Origin of the sequence: Treponema sp. Marseille-Q4132 (assembly GCF_014334835.1) — a bacterium.
Lineage (GTDB): Bacteria > Spirochaetota > Spirochaetia > Treponematales > Treponemataceae > Treponema_D > Treponema_D paredis.
In genome coordinates this window covers 2550619-2571500 of sequence record NZ_CP060591.1, presented here as the reverse complement: position 1 = coordinate 2571500, position 20882 = coordinate 2550619, and the positions used below count along the sequence as shown (strand labels likewise).

The 20882-nt window shown below is 50.9% G+C and carries 19 protein-coding genes; 6 read left to right on the top strand and 13 right to left on the bottom strand.

The annotated features are described in order from the left end of the window. Nucleotide 1 precedes the first annotated feature (1 nt). Complete coding sequence (locus tag H9I35_RS11655) at nucleotides 2-340, top strand: anti-sigma factor antagonist (RefSeq protein ID WP_016521480.1); 339 nt, start codon at nucleotides 2-4, stop codon at nucleotides 338-340. Nucleotides 341-479: 139 nt separating this feature from the next. After that, nucleotides 480-1028 carry an ATP-binding protein gene (locus H9I35_RS11650; RefSeq protein ID WP_187419522.1) on the top strand — a complete coding sequence of 183 codons (549 nt, stop codon included), beginning with the start codon at nucleotides 480-482 and terminating at the stop codon, nucleotides 1026-1028. Nucleotides 1029-1131: 103 nt separating this feature from the next. On the opposite strand, the gene H9I35_RS11645 is transcribed toward H9I35_RS11650, so the two are convergent. Together H9I35_RS11645 and H9I35_RS11640 are read right to left on the bottom strand one after the other, a co-directional pair. Next, on the bottom strand, nucleotides 1132-2562 hold the full coding sequence (locus tag H9I35_RS11645) for an MGH1-like glycoside hydrolase domain-containing protein (protein WP_187419521.1): 1431 nt from the start codon (nucleotides 2560-2562) through the stop codon (nucleotides 1132-1134). Nucleotides 2563-2758: 196 nt separating this feature from the next. After that, entirely contained in the window at nucleotides 2759-4549 is a 1791-nt protein-coding gene (locus tag H9I35_RS11640) for a hypothetical protein (protein ID WP_187419520.1), read from the bottom strand. A 169-nt stretch (nucleotides 4550-4718) separates the two neighbouring features. Here H9I35_RS11640 and H9I35_RS11635 point away from each other — a divergent pair, with 169 nt between their 5' ends. The 4 genes from H9I35_RS11635 (at nucleotide 4719) to H9I35_RS11620 (ending at nucleotide 8896) form a co-directional block, all read left to right on the top strand. Continuing rightward, nucleotides 4719-6296, top strand: a complete 1578-nt coding sequence (locus tag H9I35_RS11635) for a tetratricopeptide repeat protein (RefSeq protein WP_187419519.1) — start codon at nucleotides 4719-4721, stop codon at nucleotides 6294-6296. Continuing rightward, a complete protein-coding gene (locus tag H9I35_RS11630; RefSeq protein WP_252722668.1) occupies nucleotides 6293-7486 on the top strand; it encodes a TraB/GumN family protein in 1194 nt (397 codons plus the stop codon). Before H9I35_RS11635 ends, H9I35_RS11630 begins: the two co-directional genes overlap by 4 nt. 199 nt (nucleotides 7487-7685) lie before the next feature. Continuing rightward, complete coding sequence (locus H9I35_RS11625) at nucleotides 7686-8285, top strand: TetR/AcrR family transcriptional regulator (RefSeq protein WP_187419517.1); 600 nt, start codon at nucleotides 7686-7688, stop codon at nucleotides 8283-8285. After that, a complete protein-coding gene (locus H9I35_RS11620; RefSeq protein ID WP_187419516.1) occupies nucleotides 8282-8896 on the top strand; it encodes a DUF2271 domain-containing protein in 615 nt (204 codons plus the stop codon). The genes H9I35_RS11625 and H9I35_RS11620 overlap by 4 nt, the downstream gene beginning before the upstream one ends. A 178-nt stretch (nucleotides 8897-9074) precedes the next feature. Here the strand turns inward: H9I35_RS11620 and H9I35_RS11615 are convergent, their stop codons facing one another. The 11 genes from H9I35_RS11615 to H9I35_RS11565 form a co-directional block, all read right to left on the bottom strand. Further along, entirely contained in the window at nucleotides 9075-10913 is a 1839-nt protein-coding gene (locus H9I35_RS11615) for an FAD-dependent oxidoreductase (RefSeq protein ID WP_187419515.1), read from the bottom strand. 122 nt (nucleotides 10914-11035) lie between these two features. Then, the gene (locus H9I35_RS11610) at nucleotides 11036-12721 is read right to left on the bottom strand and encodes a hypothetical protein (RefSeq protein ID WP_187419514.1); all 1686 of its coding nucleotides are present in this window, start codon (nucleotides 12719-12721) and stop codon (nucleotides 11036-11038) included. 94 nt (nucleotides 12722-12815) lie between these two features. Then, the gene (locus H9I35_RS11605) at nucleotides 12816-13826 is read right to left on the bottom strand and encodes a biotin--[acetyl-CoA-carboxylase] ligase (RefSeq protein WP_187419513.1); all 1011 of its coding nucleotides are present in this window, start codon (nucleotides 13824-13826) and stop codon (nucleotides 12816-12818) included. Then, nucleotides 13823-14470, bottom strand: a complete 648-nt coding sequence (locus H9I35_RS11600; RefSeq protein WP_187419512.1) for a P-II family nitrogen regulator — start codon at nucleotides 14468-14470, stop codon at nucleotides 13823-13825. Before H9I35_RS11600 ends, H9I35_RS11605 begins: the two co-directional genes overlap by 4 nt. A gap of 2 nt (nucleotides 14471-14472) precedes the next feature. Next, complete coding sequence (locus H9I35_RS11595; protein ID WP_187419511.1) at nucleotides 14473-15969, bottom strand: DUF1538 domain-containing protein; 1497 nt, start codon at nucleotides 15967-15969, stop codon at nucleotides 14473-14475. Between the two features lie 23 nt (nucleotides 15970-15992). After that, nucleotides 15993-16715: a 5'-methylthioadenosine/adenosylhomocysteine nucleosidase gene (locus H9I35_RS11590; RefSeq protein ID WP_187419510.1), complete on the bottom strand. Its 723-nt coding sequence runs from the start codon at nucleotides 16713-16715 to the stop codon at nucleotides 15993-15995. 39 nt (nucleotides 16716-16754) lie between these two features. After that, nucleotides 16755-17129: a hypothetical protein gene (locus H9I35_RS11585; protein ID WP_187419509.1), complete on the bottom strand. Its 375-nt coding sequence runs from the start codon at nucleotides 17127-17129 to the stop codon at nucleotides 16755-16757. After that, entirely contained in the window at nucleotides 17119-17670 is a 552-nt protein-coding gene (gene lspA / locus H9I35_RS11580) for a signal peptidase II (protein WP_187419508.1), read from the bottom strand. The genes H9I35_RS11585 and lspA overlap by 11 nt, the downstream gene beginning before the upstream one ends. A 68-nt stretch (nucleotides 17671-17738) precedes the next feature. Beyond that, entirely contained in the window at nucleotides 17739-19697 is a 1959-nt protein-coding gene (locus H9I35_RS11575; protein ID WP_187419507.1) for a tRNA uridine-5-carboxymethylaminomethyl modification enzyme MnmG/GidA, read from the bottom strand. Nucleotide 19698: 1 nt separating this feature from the next. After that, on the bottom strand, nucleotides 19699-20058 hold the full coding sequence (locus tag H9I35_RS11570; protein WP_187419506.1) for a hypothetical protein: 360 nt from the start codon (nucleotides 20056-20058) through the stop codon (nucleotides 19699-19701). 308 nt (nucleotides 20059-20366) lie between these two features. Next, nucleotides 20367-20801, bottom strand: coding sequence for a hypothetical protein (locus H9I35_RS11565; protein WP_187419505.1), 435 nt, complete (start codon nucleotides 20799-20801; stop codon nucleotides 20367-20369). Nucleotides 20802-20882: the final 81 nt, after the last annotated feature.

Below are 20882 nucleotides of genomic sequence, written 5' to 3'. Positions count from 1 at the left end.
TATGGAACTGAAAATCCGCAAAAACGGCGACATCTATATCATCGACGTAAACGGAGAGATGGATCTGTACAATTCCTACAAGCTCAAAGAGCTTGTCATGAAAATGCTGGAAAAAAACGTCAAGTTTTTCATCATCAATTTGGAACAGGTCGATTATATCGATTCGTCGGGAATCGGAGCACTCATCTATATCTGCTCTACGATAAAAAAGATGAACCTGCACCTTTCCATTGCGAATATCCACGGCTCTGTAAAAAAAGTCATCGAACTGACAAAGCTTACGGGATATTTTCCGATCGCAAACAGCATCGAAGATGCGCTGCAAATGGTAAAAGAATAAAGCGCTTATCTTGCAAAAATACGATTCATGAGCGGAAGGCGGATAATCGGCGCTTCCGCTCGTTTTTCATAAGCCAAATTAAATAATACCGTTATACGAACTTATTGCAAAACGAAAATTTAATAAAGGAGTTTACACAATGGCACGCGAAGAAGCAATAAAAGAACTTCACTCGGACGACAACGATCCCCTCTTCAATACGGAAAACATGCTCGTAAAAACCTTTCCGTCGGATTTCAGACAGATTAGATACTTTACGCTCCTCATCGTCCAGTCGGCGCCGACGGAAATCAGAGAGCTGAACCTGCTCGAACAGCAGATAAGCGAAGTGATCAAAAATGCCGTCAAACACGGCAACAATTGCGACATGAATAAAAAAGTGACCGTCTGGTATTCGTTCAGCCCCACCCATGCGCACCTTATCGTGCAGGACGAAGGCGAAGGTTTTAAAAATCTCGAAAAGTGGAACGAATTCAACCGCAAAAGAATCGAATGCCTGCGTACTCAGAATTTTGAAGACCTTGCAAACTACGTTTCATTCCGCACGGCATCAAGCGACGAACACGACGGCGGAAACGCACTCTTTGCAGCGGTAGAGTACTGGAACGGAGGCTTTGTCTTTAACGGTAAACGGAACGCCGTCGCAATGCTGAAAAAGTTCAAACAAAAACACCACTCCATCAGCTGACGCATTCGCTTTTTGTCTGAGACGGATCGATCCGCTTTTGAAAATACAGCAAGCTCCTCTCGGCTGCAGAACGCCTCGAAAAACGGAAGGCTTTTCGAGGCGTTTATAATTTGTCGATAAGCATGGAACACTTGCCGGACGGAATGGGCAGCGTCTTTTTCTTTTGATCGAGGATATTGATCGTAAAGTAGTAAAGCTTTTCGCTTTCCATTTGGATTTCCCAGCCGCGGCTGCTTTTGTTGCTCAATATCGTTATGAGGTTTCGCTTGAGCGACAGGTTTTCGATACCCATAATTTCGAGATTCGGGATAATCCAGTCGACCGTTTTGCGCGGAAGACTTATCGAAAGACCGATGACGTTTTCTATCATCAGCGCTATCGTCGAAAGACCGACGGTGATGAGATAGTGCGGACGCGGAAAACTTGCGTCTTTCGACATGGAAGCTTTGCCTTCTTTTGTCGGCAAATACGCTTCGTACACATCGCCCTTTTCTTTCGGATTATTCGGCATAAGCCCTTCGAGGATATAGTAGAGATGGCGTATGGAACACTCGCGCGCGAGTTCATAGTGGCGGTATTTTTCGAGTCCTTTGACGACCATAAAATTGAACGCGGGAAACACGCTGCCGCAAAACCCTTCACCCGATTTTTTAAACGATCTGCTGTCGGCCGAAAGCGTCGGAAACGGATGATCGGTACCGAAAGTTTCGGGATTGCTCAAGTGGGAGATAAGCAGTTCCGCTTTATCGGCGTTCGGGATTTCGGCGAGAAGCGGCCAAAAACCCGCTATCGTTTTTTCGCTCAAACGGTTTCCGTCTTTGTTGAGATCGTGGTAAAAGTGCGTCGCATCGTCCCACATAAGAGAATTGATCCGCGTTTTGATCGAAAAGTACATGCGCCTGTATTGGAAACTCAAATCTTTATCGTTGAGGATATCGCCGAGTGCCGACATGTGGGATGCGTTGATCGCCATAGCCGCATTGAAATCGACGGGGTATACGCTTTTTTCGCGCGGAGAGTTGAACATCGTACTCGCGGAAAAAGGAACGGCATACAAACCGTTTTCCTGCTTAAACGTTTCGTCGAGCCATGTCATGTACTTTTGCAGTTTCGGCATGATCTCTTTTATGCGCCGCTTGTTCGCGGATTTATGGTAGAGGTTGAATTCCGCCCATGCAAAAAGCGGCATACCCGCTCCTTGGGGATTCGTTTTCGGCAGAATGGGCTTTCCGGTTTTCGCGTCGTATCTCCAGCGGATCGCGCCGTCTTTTTCCTGCTTGTTGTAAAAGTAATCGATGTTTTGACTTGCGTTGAAATTGCGGTTCGAATACACGAGAAAAAAAGAAGAGAAAATCGATTCGAATTGATCGATGACGCTCTTGCCGCTTTCGGGATATAAAAAACAGCCGGAAAGCGATTCTTTCGATGTCGCAGGGTCGATCCAAAAATCTGCAAGCATCGACCACGTTTTATTATAAATATCTACAAAATCCTGATCGTAAAAATGAATTTTCGGAAAATCGTGCTTATTCACTTGTGCTCCTGCAACTGCTGTACGAAAGTAGTCTTTACCAGTATATCACATTTTTATAAAAAGGCAAAATCTTTTTTATAAAAATAGAGATTTTTTTATAATTTGAAAGCCGAAACCGCCGAATAAAAGCAAAAACGGGCAGAATCGGATACGCGTCTTTCAAAAATCGCACGGAAACTTCCGCTCGGCGCCGCCGTCACTCTGCGGATTCGGGAGAGGCGTTGCCCGTCGACATCGGAATATTGCCTTCGGGAAGCGCGCTTGCCGGAAGCCGCGGTTCGGGAGGAGGTGCGATGACGTTGCCTGCCGCATCGGTTTCGGTAAGCGTCCGGCGTTCGGCAGCTTCGCGCGCCGCATCCGAATAGATAAAGCGTATCGTCTCTATCTGCGATTTGTGACGCGACTTTAAAAGCAGCGTATTCGTATCGGCACGGTACACATAGCCCGAAGAATTATAGGTTTCAAAACGCGGGTCGGTGCGGAATGCCAAATCGTAAATATAGATGGTTCTGAATCGCTGTATGCCGTTTATGATAACGTAATGCGTATAGGACTGCGGAAAATCGATCGTAACCGTAACGGTTCCCCTGCCGTCGTTCGCATAGGTCATATTCGCGGCACAGGTCCACGCCCACACCGCATTGCCGCCGTCGAAACCGAGGAGCGCAAAGTGCGGATAATAGGGATTGTCGTGTACGACGATCGGATATAAAGAAGCAAGCGTTCGAAGATCGAATGAAGCGCTTTCGGCAAGATACGAATTCAAAATGACGTAACCGCCCCGCTCGATCGCTACTTCTCCCGATGCGCGCCCGTAACGCACGAGGGCATCTCCGATTTCGGCCGCCTGGATAACCGAAACGAAAGCGCCGTTTTCGGAAATCGTAATCTTTTCGTTTTCGGCCGAACAGGCTTCGGTAATTTTATCGATGCAGACTTGAGCTGCAGGATGAAGGATCGACGCGAGCTCGGCATTTTTGGCAAGGAACGAATCGTAGGCCGAAAGAACGGAAGCGGCTTGTGAAACGGTAATCGAGTTCGCACCGACCGCCGCTCCCGTCGAAAGCAGCGTTCTGACCGCATTTGAAGCCGGATGCATGCACATATAATCGACGATGCCGGAAACGGCAAACGCATCGATCGTATTCTGTGCGACGATATCGCGGAAGCCCGACATCTGCTGTTCGAGCGACCGGTTCATTGTCGCAAGCGAATCGAAGTACGGAGATGAAAGATAGGTGCGTTGTACGCCGCGCCTGAACGAAGAAGGCACCGCGTTGATCGCATCGTTGTAACGGCCGCGCTCGGACATAGCCGCGACAAACGAAACGGCTTCCTGCTCGGTGATATCCTGCTGAGAAGTAAAAGCCGTTATTAAATTTTGTTTGAACGAAGCGATCGTTGTCGAATACACGCTGCGTTCAGCAGATGCGAACCGAGATGTATTTTCAAACGAGAATTTTTTCGTCGCATCGTAATACGAATACGAAGCCACGGTTCCTCGTCCGCCGAACGAAACCGTACCGCCCGATATTTCCGCCGCTTCGAATTCCCATCGGCTGTTTCTGATATCGAGCTGTACGTGCGTGTCCGTTTCCGAAACGACGGCCGCACCCGACATGATTTCATAATGCAGGCGTACGTCGTCCGCATTTTCCGGAAGAACGGCGTGCACGGTCAAGCGCTCTCCTTCTCCGCTTCCGCTTACGGCAAACGAAAGAGAAACGCCTTCGCTGAACGCAAATTCACAGGAACGGGAATTCGGCTTTTTCCATGACATGAGCGCAAGATTCCGGCGGCCGCGTTCGCCGCGCACGGCAAGGGTGAGAGGATGAGTGTCGTCGGCCGTAAAAGTGATACCGTTAAACGATGCGGTCATCCGATTTTTCAAAACAGTAGCGCCGTCGTCGCCCTTCGTTTCGGCAAGCGATATGCGGAGATTTCCGATCCTTTCGGATATAACGGAATCGCTTCTAAATTGCAGCATAAAAATGCCGACAATTATAACGATATACGTAAAAAGAAGCCCAAGTGACTTCCGGACAATATTCCTATGCATTGACGACAGTTTAACCAATGGCGCAAGGAATTGCAACCGGTGTAATTTTCCTCTTTTTTATGTATTATATTACGAGAAAACAATTAAGGAACACACGATGAAAAAATCTCGCAGCCGCCCTATAGCAGGCATATTCCTGGCAGCACTCATCATATCGTTCATATCGTGCGTAAGTACGCCAAAGCCGGAAAAAACTCCTGAAAGAAGCGCAGAGCCGTCTCTTCCCGCACGGCAAGAGACTTCAGCCGTTTCCGGAGAAGAAACGGTTCCATCCGTAAAAGAGCCGTCCGATGCGGCAAAAACGATTCTTCCGGAGCGCGAAACGGAAACGGCCGAAGCGCAGGAGACTCCTTCCGCTCCCGAAGCATCATCCGTCGCTCAAAACGAAGAGCAGCCCGTTCCCGCGGACGTCGCATTCGTTCGGGAACTGCAGGCTCTTCTTTCGGTAAAAGATACGGAGGGCGCACTCAAAGCTTTTGAAAATTTTCCCGATGAACTCAAAGAAAACGTGCAGCTGGAAATACTCCGTGCATCGCTTCTCCTTTCGGCAGGACGCACCGAAGAAGCGAAAAAGGCGGGGGAAGCGCTTTTGGAACGGGACGCGGACAATATCGACGTGATCGAACTCAATATGCGCACGGCTCTTGCGGCGGGAGACAGAAAAAAAGCGGATTCGCTTATCAAACGTCTTCTCGCTTCCGATCCGAACAATGCTCAGGCAAACATTGCGCTTGCAGAACAATACGCTCTTTCACGCAAATTCAAACTCGCAAACGCCGCGTATAAAAGAGCGCTGCAAAGAGAGAGCGGCAATATCGATGCGCTTTTCGGTTTCGCCCAGACGGCGTTTTACATCGGCGACACGGCCGAAGCGAAAAAATCTTTCGAAGCGATCCTTGCAGAGGACGCTTCTCACGCGCTTGCCCTCTCGTATTTGGGAAAGATCGCAGCCGACGATAAAAATTATCTTCGCGCATCCACATACATAGAAAAGGCGATCGAAGCCGACGATTCCAATTACGATTTTTACCTCGATTGGGGCACATACCTCCGTTACCGCGGCAAATTCGAAGAAGCGGAAGCGGCGTGGACAAAGGCTATAGCCCTCGATCCCGCCTACTTTCTCGCGTACGTGTATCGGGGCGAACTCTACGATGAACAAAAAAAATACAAAGAAGCGCTCGCCGATTTTTACAAAGTTGCCGAAACGAATCCCGATTATTTTTACGCATACAAAGATATCGGACTGCTCGAGTGGCACGAAGGCAACTGGGCAAGAGCGCGGGCCGCATTTCAAAAAGCGTACTCATACGACAAAAACGACTTTTCCTACGCGCTCATGACGGCGGCTTCCTATCTCAAAGCGAAAAACCTCATCGACTGTAAAAAATTTTTAGCACAGGCAATGCGCTCTTTGGACCGCACTTCTCTCGCCTACGAAATGATGCGTCTCTATCACGATCAGGGAGGATTCAACGCGGAAAATTCGCTCCGCCTGAAAATCGATAAAATCGACAAACCGTCCGAGCGAGGCAGAATGTGGTACTACATGGGATTGTTCTACGAACTCAAAGGTTCGGCAAAAATAGCAAACGAATATTATTCGAAAATTATTAAAATGCAGGCGCCGATGTTTTTCGAATACCGGCTTGCCGAATGGAGCCTCGGAAAGTGAGCAATACGCAAAAAACAATTTCCCTTAACGGACGGACGATCACGCTGCTCGGAACGGCGCACGTTTCAAACGAAAGCATCAAAGAAGTGACGGACGCGATTAAAAAGCAAAAGCCCGACTGCGTCGCTATCGAACTCGACGAAAAGCGCAGCCGCTCCATGACCGATCCCGAAAGCTACCGCAAACTCGACATCATCGCGGTACTGAAACGTAAAGAAGGTTTTTTACTTTTGGCGAATTTGGTACTCGCTTCTTTTCAAAAGCGGCTCGGCAAAAACGTCGGCGTAAAACCCGGAGATGAAATGCTCGCCGCAATGAACACGGCTGCAGAACTGGGCATTCCGTCGGTCATGGTCGACCGGCCTATAGCCGTGACACTGCGTCGCGCATGGGTAAGAAATTCGCTGTGGGGAAAAAGCAAATTGATTTCCGCGCTTATCGCAAGCGCATTCGACAAAGAAGAGATATCGCCCGAACAAATCGAAGCACTGAAAAAATCAAATGAAATGGATTCGATGATGACGGAGCTTGCAGAGTATTTGCCCGCTGTAAAGGAAGTGCTCATAAACGAGCGCGACCGCTATCTCGCATCTCGCATTTGGGAAGCGAACGGCGAAAGAGTGCTTGCCGTCCTCGGCGCGGGGCATCTTCCCGGCGTGGAAGCGCATTTGAAAAAAATCGCTTCAGGCGACGAGACGACCGACACGAGCGACATCGATCAAGTGCCGCCGAAAACGGGGCTTTCAAAATACGCAGGCTGGATCATCCCGATTGCGATAATCGCGCTTGTCGCCCTCGGTTTTGCGCTCGGCGGAAAACACGTCGGGAGCGAAATGATCGGAAGCTGGATTTTGTGGAACGCTTCTCTTGCGGCGCTCGGCACGCTTATTGCCGGCGGACACCCGATTACGATTGTCTCTGCAGCCGTAGGAGCTCCGATCACGTCTCTCACACCGGTCATCGGCGTCGGACTCGTCACGGGCGTCGTGCAGGCGTATTTTTGCAAACCGAAAGTATCCGACATGGAAAATCTTCAAACCGATGCGACAAGCATAAAAGGCTGGTACCGCAACCGCATCCTTCGCGTACTCCTCGTATTTTTGCTTTCCACCCTCGGAAGCTCGGCCGGAACCTTTATCGCGGGAGCAGGCATCGTAAAATCTTTCGGCGCGTTTTTTGCCGCGCACTGAGCATCGCCGAAAAAGCAACGGGCTTTTTCGGCACTCTCCTTTATATTCCGAAAATCGATCAAACCCTTTATAAGCCCGCTCTCTCGGCGGTACGATAAGGGCGGCGAAAAAATATGTTTTTTTTCACAGTACCTCTTGACAGAATAACTAAACAATGTTAAATTATCACTGTTTACTAAAGTCTTACAAGGAGGCGGCTTTGCGGAATGCGAATCCTGAAATCGTTCCGACGATAAAAACAAAAACGCTTGAACTGCTCATGCACAAAAACCCCGACGAGATCGCCATGCGCGACATTGCCTCGAATTGCGGAATTACGGCGGCAAACATCTACCACTATTACAAAGACAAAAACGAACTCTTTCAGGCGATCAGCCTCGATTGTTTAAACGAACTCAACACCCGAATCGCAGCCGGAGCAAAAGGCTCCCGTCCGGGCAAAAAGCGGCTGTACGGCGCGATCGATGCGTTCCGCTCATGGTGCTTTGAAAACCCGCGGAGAGCGCTGCTGGTCATGCAGGGTATCGAATCGGCATCGGATGCGGGCGATAAAATTATCGAACAGTATTATGTGTGCAACAGAACCGGAGCCGCCCTGCTCAAAGAATGCGTTCAAAGCGGCATCGCGCATTCCGCAAATCCCGACCTCGACGTCGGCGTTCTCGTTTCGGGTTTGTGGGGCTGCATCGAATCGGTCATTTTAAAAAAATGCGATAAAAAATATTGGAATAACGGAAAGCGGTATACGGATCGCTTTATCGCTATATGGATGAATGCAATTTTTGGAGGTATACAATGAAAAAAGCATGTGCTTTTATGGGAATCCTGCTTTTGGGTACGGCGCTTTTCGCAAGAGAAGCGACCGTCAGTATCGGAGCCGGTAAAAATTGGAAAGAAAAAATGGCGTCGCAATGCGCCGTTTGGCTTGAAGATGCGAACGGAAATTACGTGCGCACGCTTTACGTCACGCAGCGCGCAAGCAAGCGTAATTGGATCGTCGGTCCGAAAGCCGGCCGGCCGGAATCGCTTCCGGTATGGTATCACGCGGCAAAGTACGAAAGCGCGAAAGGCGCTCCGGTCAATTCCGACGTGGACGCCGTAACGGCTGCAACACCGAAAGGAGGCGTCTCATTTACCGCCGAAATCGGCGACGGAACATACGTTATTAAAGCGGAGTTCAATACGAGTTTCGACTACAACGATTTTTACACAAAGAAAAATTCCGGCGTCAACGGCCAGCCTTCCGTCGTATACGAAGCGAAAATCCCTTCAGGTGCGGGAGGCGAAATCGTGCTTTCGCTTACGGGAACGGGCTCCGAAGACGGCAGCGACGGAAAGATTTATACCGACGTTTCAAAATTGACGACGGCGAAAACGATAGTCGATAAAATCATCGTAAGCGTACGATAAGCGGCATCGGCTCTTTTTGCAAAACGAAAGCAAAGCGTGTCCGATAAAAAATCGGCATCCCTCGGCTGCACTTCCGCAACTGCAGGATGCCGATAATATTAATGTAACGAATGGGCGCCTCTAAAAACTCGGTCAGATTTGTAGAGGTGCCGCCGCGTTTTTACTAAGCTCCCGAATGCTATTTTCGTAAAGCGTACTGCGCCGCATTGCGTCCCGACATATATCCGCGCGTGCTCGCTACCGTAAGACCGCTCGCACCTAAGTACGCACCGCCGTAAAATGCGCGATTGGACGCATCGCCTGCCGCATACAAGCCGGGGATGACGGCACCGTTTTGCGATACGACTTCACTGTTGACGTTCGTCACAATGCCGCCGACCGTACTGCGGTCGCAGGAATATCCCTTGATCGCATAGAACGGACCCTTATCGATCTTTTCAAGCAGCTGCGGCGATTTACCCCAGTCGCTGTCGACACCGCGATCGCACAGATCGTTGTAGTGTTCGACGGTTTTGAGAAACAGCGTCGGAATAACGCCGATCTTTTCCGCAAGCTCTGCAAGCGTATCGGTCTTATACACTTCGTATAAGCCGTTTTTATTTGCAAGAATTTCGTCGGCACCGATAGTATACATATCGGTACGGATCGCGATGGAAGCGATAGCGTCGCTGTCGATTATATCCCACACAAAGGTTGGCTCGCCGTAAATATTATACATCGCCGTAGCCGAATACGCGTGTCCGTCTTCCTTAAAGCGCCGATCGCCGTATTTTGAAACGTAAAGCGTGTTCGGAATCGTATCGCTGTACGCGTAACCGCCGCGGTACACATCGCGCGGATTAAATACGAAATATCCGCCGAATACGACTTGATTGTCATAGACTTGCGCACCGACCGCTTCTCCCATCGTGATGGCATCTCCGGTATTTCCGATCGCACTCGCGGAATAATTGCCCGCCGAAATCGGCATGTATTTTTTCATCATCGCTTCGTTTTGATGATATCCGCCGGTACACAGAATAACAGCTTTCGCTTTAAACGTTTTCATTCCGCGCTTTGTTTCCGAAACGACGCCTGCAACGGAACCATCGCCATTCATCAAAAGCTTTGTACCGGGCGTATTCAAAAAGACGGCAATATTTTCTTTGACAAGATAATCATTGAGCACTTCGCATATTTTCCAGCCGCGCTTCGTATCCTGCACATCGGGGATAACGTAGGTCGTAGACGCGATACTGCCGGACGCTTTGCTGCCGCCGGCGGTATTTAGCGCCGTTTTATCGAGACCGATTTGATGGCGCACCGTATAATTCAAACCGATATTTTTCAAAAACGAAATCGAATCGTAGCTGATATCGGCTGTCGCGCGTATCATTTCCTCTTTCGGGAAACCTACGGCCGTCACTTCGTTTTGCGAATTGAGCCACGCTTTGATCCAGAGCTCTTTCGCGTCATCGCTGTTATCGGGGTTTCCCTGCCATACGCCGCTTGTATTGACCGAACTTCCGCCGAGCAGTCCTTCTTTTTCGATCAGCGCGACGTTCGCACCCTGTTCGTGCGCTTTCGCAGCTGCCATCATACCGGCAATACCGCCTCCGACCACAACAACATCGTATTCGTAGGTTTCGTCTTTTGCCTTTTCCGCAGCCGGTGCTATTTTATACAATGCTTCGGGATCCGCACCCGCTTGCTTTGCACACGCGGCGACGGCGGCTTTTATCGCAGCGGACGTAATCGTCGCGCCGGCAACGGCGTCCACTCCGAGCCCCTGCGCTGCAATAATTTTTCCGGGCATCTCGTTCAGCGCAACCTCTCCGACACGCTTCGTTTCGTGAGCATCCGTTACGACGATATCCTTTATCGCCGAATTATCGAATGTCACCGAAACGGTAATATCGGCATTGTGCCCTCTGACTGTCGCTTCGTATGTGCCGGCTGTATATGAAAGTTTTTTAGTTCCACAAGCCGATACAAAAACCGCCGATACGATAAGCGTTACGATCAACATCTTTTTCATAACGATACCAAACTCCTTGGCAGAATTATTAATCTGTCAAGACCAGTATACTCGCTTTTCCATATCTGTCTATAGGAACATGAAATACAGGATTCGGTAAAATCCTCCGTGCAAACTGCCGATCAATAGCCGTCCGACATCGCGCGGTTATTGTCTTTAATGCACAACTCGTCGTACACGAGACTCCGCTTCCTGAGCTCTTCTTTGCGTGCTTGCGGAAACGGCATATTGCGCCAAAAGATGCCGCGAACTTCTTTATCGAGACGCTGTACGCCGGAGGATTCTTTCGTCATCCATAAAATATAGTCTTCGATAAAAAATTGTTTGAGATCGCCTTTTAATTTTTGCCGATCAATGTATTGATAATATTGACCGGTAAGCCCTTCTTCCATCCAATAATACGACGCTTTTTCTTTTGCAACCTGCCAGCGAAGATCCGCGACGGCGGTCAGCACGGCTATATGCAGATCGCGCGGATACATCGGAATGACGATGCGGCCGCGGCTGGTCACGAGATTGTAGCGATCGAAAGGCTGCCAGCAAAAACCGCGGTCGCCGTAAGTCGGCACGAGCAGCGTATACGGGATGATCCTGTTCGGCACGCTTTTGTGAATGCGGCAAAATGCACCCGGGTCGATCGATTCGATCCAGCGCATAACTTCGAGCACGTTTTCGCGCGTACCCGTTCCCTTTTCGGTACAGTGAAAAAACTCCCGCGTAAAAATCGGAAACTGATTTCCCTGCCGGCCGACCGTCATCTTTGCCATCTGACGCACCGTATCGAATTCGGTTTTCAAATCGCCCGTATTCATTTCGACGATTTCCGGACCCGCGTCGAGTTTTTCCTGTACGCTGTCGAAGATGCTCTTCGCTTCTTCATATTCGCGCAAATTTTTTGAGAGCTCTTTATCGTTGCGAGAAAGGTTTCTCAGTTTGTCGCTTATTTCTGAAAACTCGTGCTTTTGCGCTTCGGTATACGGAGCGCGATGCGGTTCAAGTCCGAAACACGGCTGGTGTTCGCATATATCGTCGACAAGGCGTTTCAGTTCGATTTCGAGCATTTCCCGTTCGTGCTCTTTCATCGTGAGCATACTTTCGGCGCTCTGCAGTTTGCCGGAATTTTTCGACTGCAGCTGCATGAGCCGCGTCTGTTCCTGCATCTGAGCTTCATCGGGATTTTTGCTGATCTTGCGTGAAGAGGCGGGTTCGTCCGTCATCGAAATATTCATGCGTCCCGAAAGGACTTCTTTAAACCATTCGTCCATATAGAGGATCGGTTCGTTCGTGAGATTTTCGAATATGATTCGCGAAAAAAATTCCTTTTGTTCGGGTTTGAAAAGCGACGGGAGCAAAACGCCGAAACGCATAAGCATACGCTTGGGCATGGGCAAATGCATATTCCCCGATTTTTCCGACATACCGCGCAAAAGTTCCCAATACGCCGAAATAATATTTTGCCGGAAAACAGAACGGTCTTTCGGATCCTGACTCGTAAGATATTTTGAAAGCTGCGTGTGCACACGCTGTGCCGATTCGTTTTCGCCGGAAAGCGCCGTTTTATAATACTGCGGATCGTCGAAAACGCCGGAGGAAACATCGTTCAGCAATTTTCCCGGAGGGTCGAACCCCTTGACGCCCAAATCGACATCGTGAATTCCTTTCGAAGGCCGGCGCGCGCCGTTGTCGCTTTTCGCTTCCGGCACATTGTCCGGCTCGGCCGTATCGATTTCCTCTTCTCCGATTCGGTGCGACTTTTCCGCTTCCGCAAGCAATGCCGCGATCGCGGGATCCAATTCCTGTTCGTCCATGCCACACTCCGTTTTTTTATTATCGATTACAGTATACCACGCAGCCGGCATTATCGCAATCGGCAGAAATTACACGTTATCTCAAAAAAAGTTTTTATTCCGCACAGTGCGAATGAAGCGTCACTTCCCCGCTGTCGAGAAAGCGCTCCTTTCCGTCTCCGGTTTTTACGATCAATTTCGCATCTTCTCCGACGCCCGTCACTTCCGCTTCATACGATTCGGCGCCGTTTATGACGGGATGCACCCTTACCCTTTTTCCCGTCAAAAGCGAACGCTCGCGGTATTCTTGCATCGCACGGACAAACCCTTTTTTTCCGGATGTGTAAATCGAAAGCACTTCGTTTACGATCGCCGCCGCAAGCGCGCTCCGTTTCGTATCCGCTTTTTTGTCGTCGAGTACGGAAGTCGCGACGTCCGCTATTTCGCGAGGAAAAGTCTGCGGTGCGATATTTACGCCGATACCGACGACCGCGCACGATATGCCGCCTCTCTCAAAATCGGTAATGCCTTCGGTGAGGATGCCCGAAACTTTTTTGCCGCGCATAAAAATATCGTTTACCCATTTGATTTCGGCATCGGCTTCGTAAACCGAAAAGAGCGCGCGGCACACGCCGACTGCCGCCGTCGCGGTCAAAAGCGCAGGCGATTCTATTTTTTCATTCGGTGCATAGATGATGGAAAGATACAAACCCGAACCGTCCGGCGAATAAAACGCTCGTCCGAGTCTCCCGCGTCCTGCCGTTTGAGAAGATGATACGATCACGGTATGGTTGAGGGAGCGCACGTCGGAAGCTTCCGCCAAGCGACGTTTCGCTTCGGTATTCGTCGAATCGATTTTCTGATAGACATAAACGCGCGCACCAAAGGTTTCGTCTATAAGCGAAGCGACGGCTTTTTCCGAAAGGATGCCGCCCGCACCCGAAAGGCGATAACCCCTGTTCGTCACGGCTTCGATCCTGGCACCCTGCAGGCGCAGCTGCCGTACCGCTTTCCACACCGCCTGCCGGGAAACGCCCGATCTTTCGGCCAGCGCTTCACCCGAAATAAAACCGTCTGCCGTCTCGGGCTTTGAAAGCGCACACAGTACGGCATCGGCGGTTTTCAAGATTTTTTTCCGAGCAGGGTAAAGTCTCCGACCGGAGTGCAAAATGCGATGCCGCTTCCGGGCTCTGCAAGGCAGGGCAGCGTGCGGACGGCTTCGAAAACACCGTCGAGCTTTTCGGAATCGATGATGATGAATATCATCTCTTTTTCGGGTATGATTTCCATACCGAAAAATTTCGCGTCTCCCGGAGTCGCAGTCCCCCGCGCATTGATGACCGTACCGCCTCCGGCGCCCGCTTTCCGCGCCGCCGCCATAATATCGTCCGCATAGCCTCTATTTGCAATCACGGTAATCATCTGATGTGTCGTTTTTTGAGTCATATAATCTCCGCCTCCCGAAACGGTTCCGGTTTTTAATAATTTTGCAGCATCGGCCGTAACGAGTACGCCGAACTTTTTCTTTTTCGCTTCCGATGCGGCGGCAATCGCGCCGACAATATCCGATTTTTTTTCTGCGGGAACAAGTATGTACACGATGTCTTTCGGCATATCGCCGAGAGCCAGTACATGCAGCACGCCGCTCGCCGTCGTACCTCTCCCCATCATAACAGTTCCGCCGCCCGCGCCCGCACTCACCGCAGTCTTTGTGATAAACTCGCCTTCATCGTGCGGAACGATGCAGATTATTAAATTGTATGCCGTCATCTTTATCCTCTCCTCTTTTTTTTATATTGAAACACGAGGCCGAGCACTTGGATCGCGATGAGCGGCGTCATCGCGATGAGCGCAATAACGCCGAAAGCGTCGGAACTGCCGCCTGCCGCCTGCGATGCGCCGAGTGCAAACGAAAGCACAAAGGTCGAACTTATGGGACCCGACGCGACGCCCCCCGAATCGAAGGCGATGCCGGTAAAGAGCTTCGGACAAAAGATCATCAATATAAGAGAGGTCGCATAGCCGGGCACGAGGATATACATGATGTTGAATCCGGTAAGCGCCCGCACCATCGCAAGACCTATCGCGATGGCCGCACCCGCCGACAAAAAGACGAGAAGCGCTTTTCGCTTTATCGTACCGCCGGAAATCGATTCGACCTGATCGGTAAGTACCCATACGGCAGGCTCAGCGCACACGACGACCGCACCGATCAAAAGCCCCGTGCCGATAAGGAGGGCCGTCCAAAGACCGCCGCTTTGTGCCGCGCGCATACCGAGCAGTTCACCGAGCTTTCGTCCCGCCGTCATAAAACCGCCGTTGACGCCGACGAGAAAAACGACGAGTCCGATATAACTGTAGATAAAACCCGCGATCATACGGGCAACTTGTCTGGGCGGCAGACGGAGCAAAAAAATCTGAAACACGACAAAGAGAGTGACGACCGGAAGAAGCGAAAAAGCGGCTTCCTGCACGATATGGGGCAGCACCGCAGTAAATGCGCGAAGTCCCTGTACCGCTTCCCCTCCCGCACCGGCTGCAGCCGTTTCGGAAACGACGGATGCATGATGCGAAAGCATCAAACCGTAGGACAGCACCGCCATAATAGGTCCGACGGACGCCATACCCGTAAGACCGAAATTATCGCTTTGCGAATCGCTCGATCCGCCTTTCGAATTCATACGCGCGGAAGAAACGCCGATACCGAGCGCCATGATAAAGGGCACCGTCATCGGTCCCGTCGTCGCTCCTCCCGAATCGAAGGCGATACCGATAAAACTCTGCGGAGCCGCAAAGGCCAGTATGAAAATAACGACGTACGAAATCGCGAGGATCATCTTCAGCGACAGGCGCATGACCGTACGTAAAAGTCCGAGCATAACGTACAGACCCACTCCGAGCGCAATCATCATGATAAAAATCAATTTGTTTACGAGCGGGAAAACGCTCCGCACCTGATCGGCGAGTACTTGGATATCGGGTTCCGATGCGGTAACGAGAAAGCCGATAAGAAAAGACGCACCGAGCAAAAGCGGAAGGTTCCTCCGCTTTGTCAGCTCCGAACCGCCCTGCTCTCCGAGCGGAAGAATGCCGACATCGACGCCGAGCAAAAAAATCGTCAAGCCCGTGATGAGCAGAATGCCGCCGACAAAAAATCGCAAAAGCAGATCGCTTCCGAGCGGAGCTGCAGTGACTCCGAGTATGAGCACGATGGCCATAACGGGGAGAACGGACGACGCCGTCTCTTTAAATTTTTCCAAAAGGTTCATAGATGCTTAAGTACACACTCCGCTTATAATAATTTCATCATTTCAATAACGATGGCCGCGCTCTCTTCGGCGGCCGCTTTTTCGTTGAACGCAATCGCTTTTCCCCCGTTGTCGTCCGCGGCATCCGACATGGCGCGTATGATCACAAAGGGTACATCATTCAAATAGCACGTATGTGCGATAGCGGCTCCTTCCATTTCTATGCACGCGGGATCGCACAGCTCTTTTATATGCCGTTTTACTTTTCCGTCAGCGATAAACTGATCGCCTGAAGCGACACGGCCTTTTAATAATGTATATTTTTTCGCCGCATCCGTTTTTGCAAACGCCTTTTCGGCAGCCCTTATCAAATTCTCATCCGCCGGAAAACGATACGCATCCATCTGCGGGATTTCGCAGGGTTTATAGCCGAAAAGGGTCGCATCGACATCGTGATACATCGCGTCGGTTGAAACGACAACATCGAATACGCCGAGCGATGAAGCGGCGGCTCCCGCGATGCCGGTATTTACGATATGCGTTACGCCGAATTCCGATATGAGACGTGCGGCGCAGAGAGCGGCGTTTACTTTACCGACGCCGCTTTTTACGACGACCGCGCGGACACCCGAAAGCATGCCGTCGTAAAACGAAAGATGCCCTGATTTTATTAATTTTACACTGCCCCTTCCGTCTTCTCCGGTCATGGAAGATGCAAGCGTTTGCACTTCGACTTCCATCGCTCCGATAATGCCGATTTTTTTCATGGATGCTCCGGTTTACGAATTACCCTGATTTTTATCCCGCTATTTGCGCGGACGATAATAATCGCCGAGTCCCTTTTGCAATTTACCGTACAGATTCAATTTGTCGATAATCACGAACATGATTTTTTTATGCAGGATAAAACCGAAGATCATCCCCCCGACAAATACGAGCGGAGAAGCGATTTGGATAGGAAGCGCCGATTGCAGTCGGAGGATACGATAAAAAATAACGGCCGCGACGGCATACAGCGCTATCATAAGAACGAGCATAAGGATCACTTGGACGATACAGCTTACAATCGTAAAAAGAATCGTATTGCGTCTGATCTCTCCCTTTTTAATAATTTCCTGACGCCGTTTCTTTTCCGCTTCGATTTCCGTGCGGTCGATATCGGAAAAATTATTATGTTCCATGCGAACTTCTCCCGCTTTCTTCACCGGCCGATTTTATAAACGAAACGATAAGGATCGCACAGCACACGACGATAGACGCGTCTGCAATATTGAAGGTCGGCCACCGTTCAAGCGAAAACAATCCCGGCACGGCGATATTCGGGATATCGATATCGATAAAGTCCACGACTCCTTCGGCGCGCATAAACCGATCGATGAGATTTCCGAGTCCTCCGCCGACGATACCGCAAATCGTCCATCGCTGAAGCTTCGTAAACGTATTGTTTTTGAAGTATACGGCGAATACGATGCCGATCACGACGAGCGGAAGGATCGCAAACAAAAAACGCCGCACCGTATCGGGCAAGCTGTCGCCGACGCTGAATGCGACGCCCGTATTCGAAACGTGCACGAGACGCAGTATGCCGCCGAAAAACGATGCGCCTATTGTAAACGGCGGAATCGTTTTTACGACAATATATTTCGTAATTTGATCGGCCGCGACGACTAAAAGCGTCAAAACGAGCGGCACGAACTTTTCGATCTTCGTTTTGTTTTCCATAATTGTATAAGTATACCGATAAACGGCATTGCCGTATATAGCCGCAGTCGAGCCGATAACAGGTTTTGCTATCTCAAATATACCATGAGCAGCATGACGTCGCTTACGCGGATGCCTGAAATGCGTCCCGCCTGCCCGAGCGTGCGCGGGCGTATCTTTTCGAGCTTTGCGCGCGATTCGGCGGAAAGCGATACGACGGATGCGTAGTCGAAATCGTCGGGGATGCGCGCGCTTTCCATGCGGTGCATCTTTTCGACACGCCTGTCCTGCTTTTCGATATAGTAGCGGTATTTGAAATCGATTTTCGCTTCTTCCCATTCGCTTTCGTCGTAGCCGGGGTTTTCAAGCGCGGGATCTTTTAATAATTTTTCGAATATCTCTTCCCGCAGGGCATACTTTCGGTTTACGGCGTCGAACTGCGCTTTCGTCTTTAAGCCCGCGGCAAAACCGTAGGAAGAAAGGCGGCGGTCGGCCGTATCGCTTCGGAGTTTTAAGCGATATTCGGCTCTCGCGGTAAACATGCGGTAAGGCTCCTTTGTGCCGAGCGTCACCAAATCGTCGATCAATACGCCGATATACGCTTCGTCGCGGCGAAGTACGAGCGGCTGCCATTCGGGTATCGTTCGAAAATTGTTAAAGCCCGCATCCCTTTGGGCTTTTTCGAGAGCGTCGTTCAAGCGTTCGGGAGACGAGCGCATATCGTCGGACGCAGCGCACATGGGGCCGCATATTTTCCGATGCGCTTTCGCGTAATAGCCCGCGTTGATGCCCGCGACGATGCCCTGCCCCGCAGCTTCTTCGTAGCCCGACGTCCCGTTGATTTGCCCCGCATTGAACAATCCCGCGACACGCTTCGTTTCGAGCGACGAAAAAAGCTGGGTCGGTTCGACGTAATCGTATTCGACCGCATAACCCGGTCTCGACGGCACGGCGTTTTCAAAGCCCGGAAGCGTACGCAAAAACGCATCCTGCACGCTTTCGGGAAGCGAAGAGGAAAATCCGTTCAAATAGATTTCATCGGTTTCAAGGCTTTCCGGTTCTACGAAAATCTGGTGCCGCTCGCGGTCGGCAAAGCGCACCACTTTATCTTCGATGGACGGACAGTAGCGCGGCCCTATCCCCAAAATCTTTCCGCTGAAAAGCGGCGAGCGGTGAACGTTGTCGCGGATTATCCGGTGCGTTTCGCCATTCGTGTATACGATGTGGCAGGGTACGAGCGGGCGATCGACTGAGGTATTGTCGTATGAAAAGGGGATAACGTCGGCGTCTCCTTCCTGTACGTCGAGCTTCGAAAAATCGACAGTCTTTTTAAGCACGCGAGGAGGCGTGCCGGTTTTCAGTCTACCCGTCGTAAAGCCGAGTTTCCGAAGAGAGTCCGTCAAACCCTGTGCAGCGGCCTCTCCGAGCCTTCCGCACGGAGCGTCGTATTCGCCGATAAATATGCGCCCGCCCAAAAAGGTTCCCGTCGTAAGCACGACTGCGCGCACGGGAACGACGCGGCCCCGCTCGGTTACGATGCCGGTAATTTTCCGGCGCATAGCCGAGCCTTTCGTTTCGCCCCTCTTTTCGCCCGGTATCGTTCCCGCCTCCGCGCTCCCCTCCGAATGCGGCGGAAGCGGCGTCGAACTTTCCGCCGTCACGATATCGGTAACGGTGTCCATGAGCGTCGAAAGATTGGGCTCCGCTTCGAGCGCTTTCCGTGCAAGCCCGGAATAGACGATTTTGTCCGCTTGAGCGCGCGGAGCGCGTACGGCCGGCCCCTTGCTTTTGTTGAGGAGGCGAAATTGAATGAGAGATGAGTCCGTGAGCTTTGCCATCTCACCGCCGAGCGCGTCGATTTCGCGGACGATATTGCCCTTTGCGATACCGCCGATCGAAGGATTGCACGAAAGGCGACCGACCGACTCGATAGCCTGCGTTACGACGAGCGTCTTCAATCCCATGCGCGCGCACGCGAGGGCAGCTTCGATCCCGGCGTGCCCCGCACCGACGACAGCGACGTCATAAAAATCGTAAAAACCGGACATGTCAGTTTTTCCGTCTCTTTCTCAAAACGCGGACGATGAGCATAATGACCGTCATGCCGGTGACGGGCGTCATAACGGAAATGAGAAATCCCGAAAAAAGGAAAAAGGGCTTCACATAGCCTAAAACGATGCCGAGCGCGGTAAAGAAAAACCACGCGATCACTTCCCATGCGGGCGTGTATTCGTTTCCCGCATCGTCGCCCGACCAAATAAAATCCGATATGACGTAACCCGCAGCGCCGCCTATCCACAAAAAAATCACATAGAGCGCACCAAGGCTTTCACCGGAAAAGGACGAACAGCCGGTAAAAAGAAGCGGAAGAGAGAGGAGCAGCAGGGATACGAAAGGTTTGGATTTCATAGGCAGTGCAACACTATCACATCGCCGTTTTTTCTGCAACGGGAGGGGAGCTAATGGGCATGGCTTACGCATGAAAATCTATATTCCCCAAAAATAACCGTTACCTTAAAAAATAGGCTGCACTCCCGGCAGCAGCCCTGCCGTTTGCGCGGGGAACTTCGGGCTCCGCCCTCGTTGCAAGTGCCGCGGCTGACCGTCATCGGAATCGGACTGTACATGAAGAGGGAAAGACCGCCGCACCCGATGCGGGATACGCGCGACAATCGTAAGCGTGTGCACGGGCTTTTGCGCTCATATGCGGCGGCCGATCATAAGCCCGCAAGCGTAAGGAGCTTTTGTGCGTCGGCAACGTTCGCTTTGCGCCGCTTCGCTTCATCCGCTTCAAGGGTCTTTTTTACAAACGTAATATCGGCTTCTTCCGACAAACGCTTGACGGATTCTACCGTGCTTCCGTACGAGCGACAGGAACAAAAGATAATGTTACACTGATTGTCTACGAGCCAGCCCACATCCTCATATACAGCCTCGCCGTTGTCACCGTCGGTTTTTATGCCTATGAGCCGCTTGTTACCGTTTACTTTAAGCGTATAGATAACTTGGAAATCCTTATTTTTGCCTCGTGTCGAATACTTCGGTTCCCCGCTCATATCGGGATATTTTTTCCGAAGCAGTTCATCCAGAATTCTAAGCGTGCTCGTTTTACCGCTGTCGTAAACGCCCTGCAATACAAACATCTTAACCATAAAAGACTCCTGCGGCGCTTTGCCGCTCTCCGTACCCGATCTCCTGCGTGCACGATCCGTACGGAAGATCGTGCACGCAAA

Bases quoted from the DNA above. Each gene is read 5' to 3' on its own strand.
- H9I35_RS11655 (WP_016521480.1), top strand. From the start codon at position 2: ATGGAACTGAAAATCCGCAAAAACGGCGACATCTATATCATCGACGTA.
- H9I35_RS11650 (WP_187419522.1), top strand. From the start codon at position 480: ATGGCACGCGAAGAAGCAATAAAAGAACTTCACTCGGACGACAACGAT.
- H9I35_RS11640 (WP_187419520.1), bottom strand. From the start codon at position 4,549: ATGCTGCAATTTAGAAGCGATTCCGTTATATCCGAAAGGATCGGAAAT.
- H9I35_RS11635 (WP_187419519.1), top strand. From the start codon at position 4,719: ATGAAAAAATCTCGCAGCCGCCCTATAGCAGGCATATTCCTGGCAGCA.
- H9I35_RS11620 (WP_187419516.1), top strand. From the start codon at position 8,282: ATGAAAAAAGCATGTGCTTTTATGGGAATCCTGCTTTTGGGTACGGCG.
- H9I35_RS11615 (WP_187419515.1), bottom strand. From the start codon at position 10,913: ATGAAAAAGATGTTGATCGTAACGCTTATCGTATCGGCGGTTTTTGTA.
- H9I35_RS11610 (WP_187419514.1), bottom strand. From the start codon at position 12,721: ATGGACGAACAGGAATTGGATCCCGCGATCGCGGCATTGCTTGCGGAA.
- H9I35_RS11600 (WP_187419512.1), bottom strand. From the start codon at position 14,470: ATGACGGCATACAATTTAATAATCTGCATCGTTCCGCACGATGAAGGC.
- H9I35_RS11595 (WP_187419511.1), bottom strand. From the start codon at position 15,969: ATGAACCTTTTGGAAAAATTTAAAGAGACGGCGTCGTCCGTTCTCCCC.
- H9I35_RS11590 (WP_187419510.1), bottom strand. From the start codon at position 16,715: ATGAAAAAAATCGGCATTATCGGAGCGATGGAAGTCGAAGTGCAAACG.
- H9I35_RS11585 (WP_187419509.1), bottom strand. From the start codon at position 17,129: ATGGAACATAATAATTTTTCCGATATCGACCGCACGGAAATCGAAGCG.
- lspA (WP_187419508.1), bottom strand. From the start codon at position 17,670: ATGGAAAACAAAACGAAGATCGAAAAGTTCGTGCCGCTCGTTTTGACG.
- H9I35_RS11575 (WP_187419507.1), bottom strand. From the start codon at position 19,697: ATGTCCGGTTTTTACGATTTTTATGACGTCGCTGTCGTCGGTGCGGGG.
- H9I35_RS11570 (WP_187419506.1), bottom strand. From the start codon at position 20,058: ATGAAATCCAAACCTTTCGTATCCCTGCTGCTCCTCTCTCTTCCGCTT.
- H9I35_RS11565 (WP_187419505.1), bottom strand. From the start codon at position 20,801: ATGGTTAAGATGTTTGTATTGCAGGGCGTTTACGACAGCGGTAAAACG.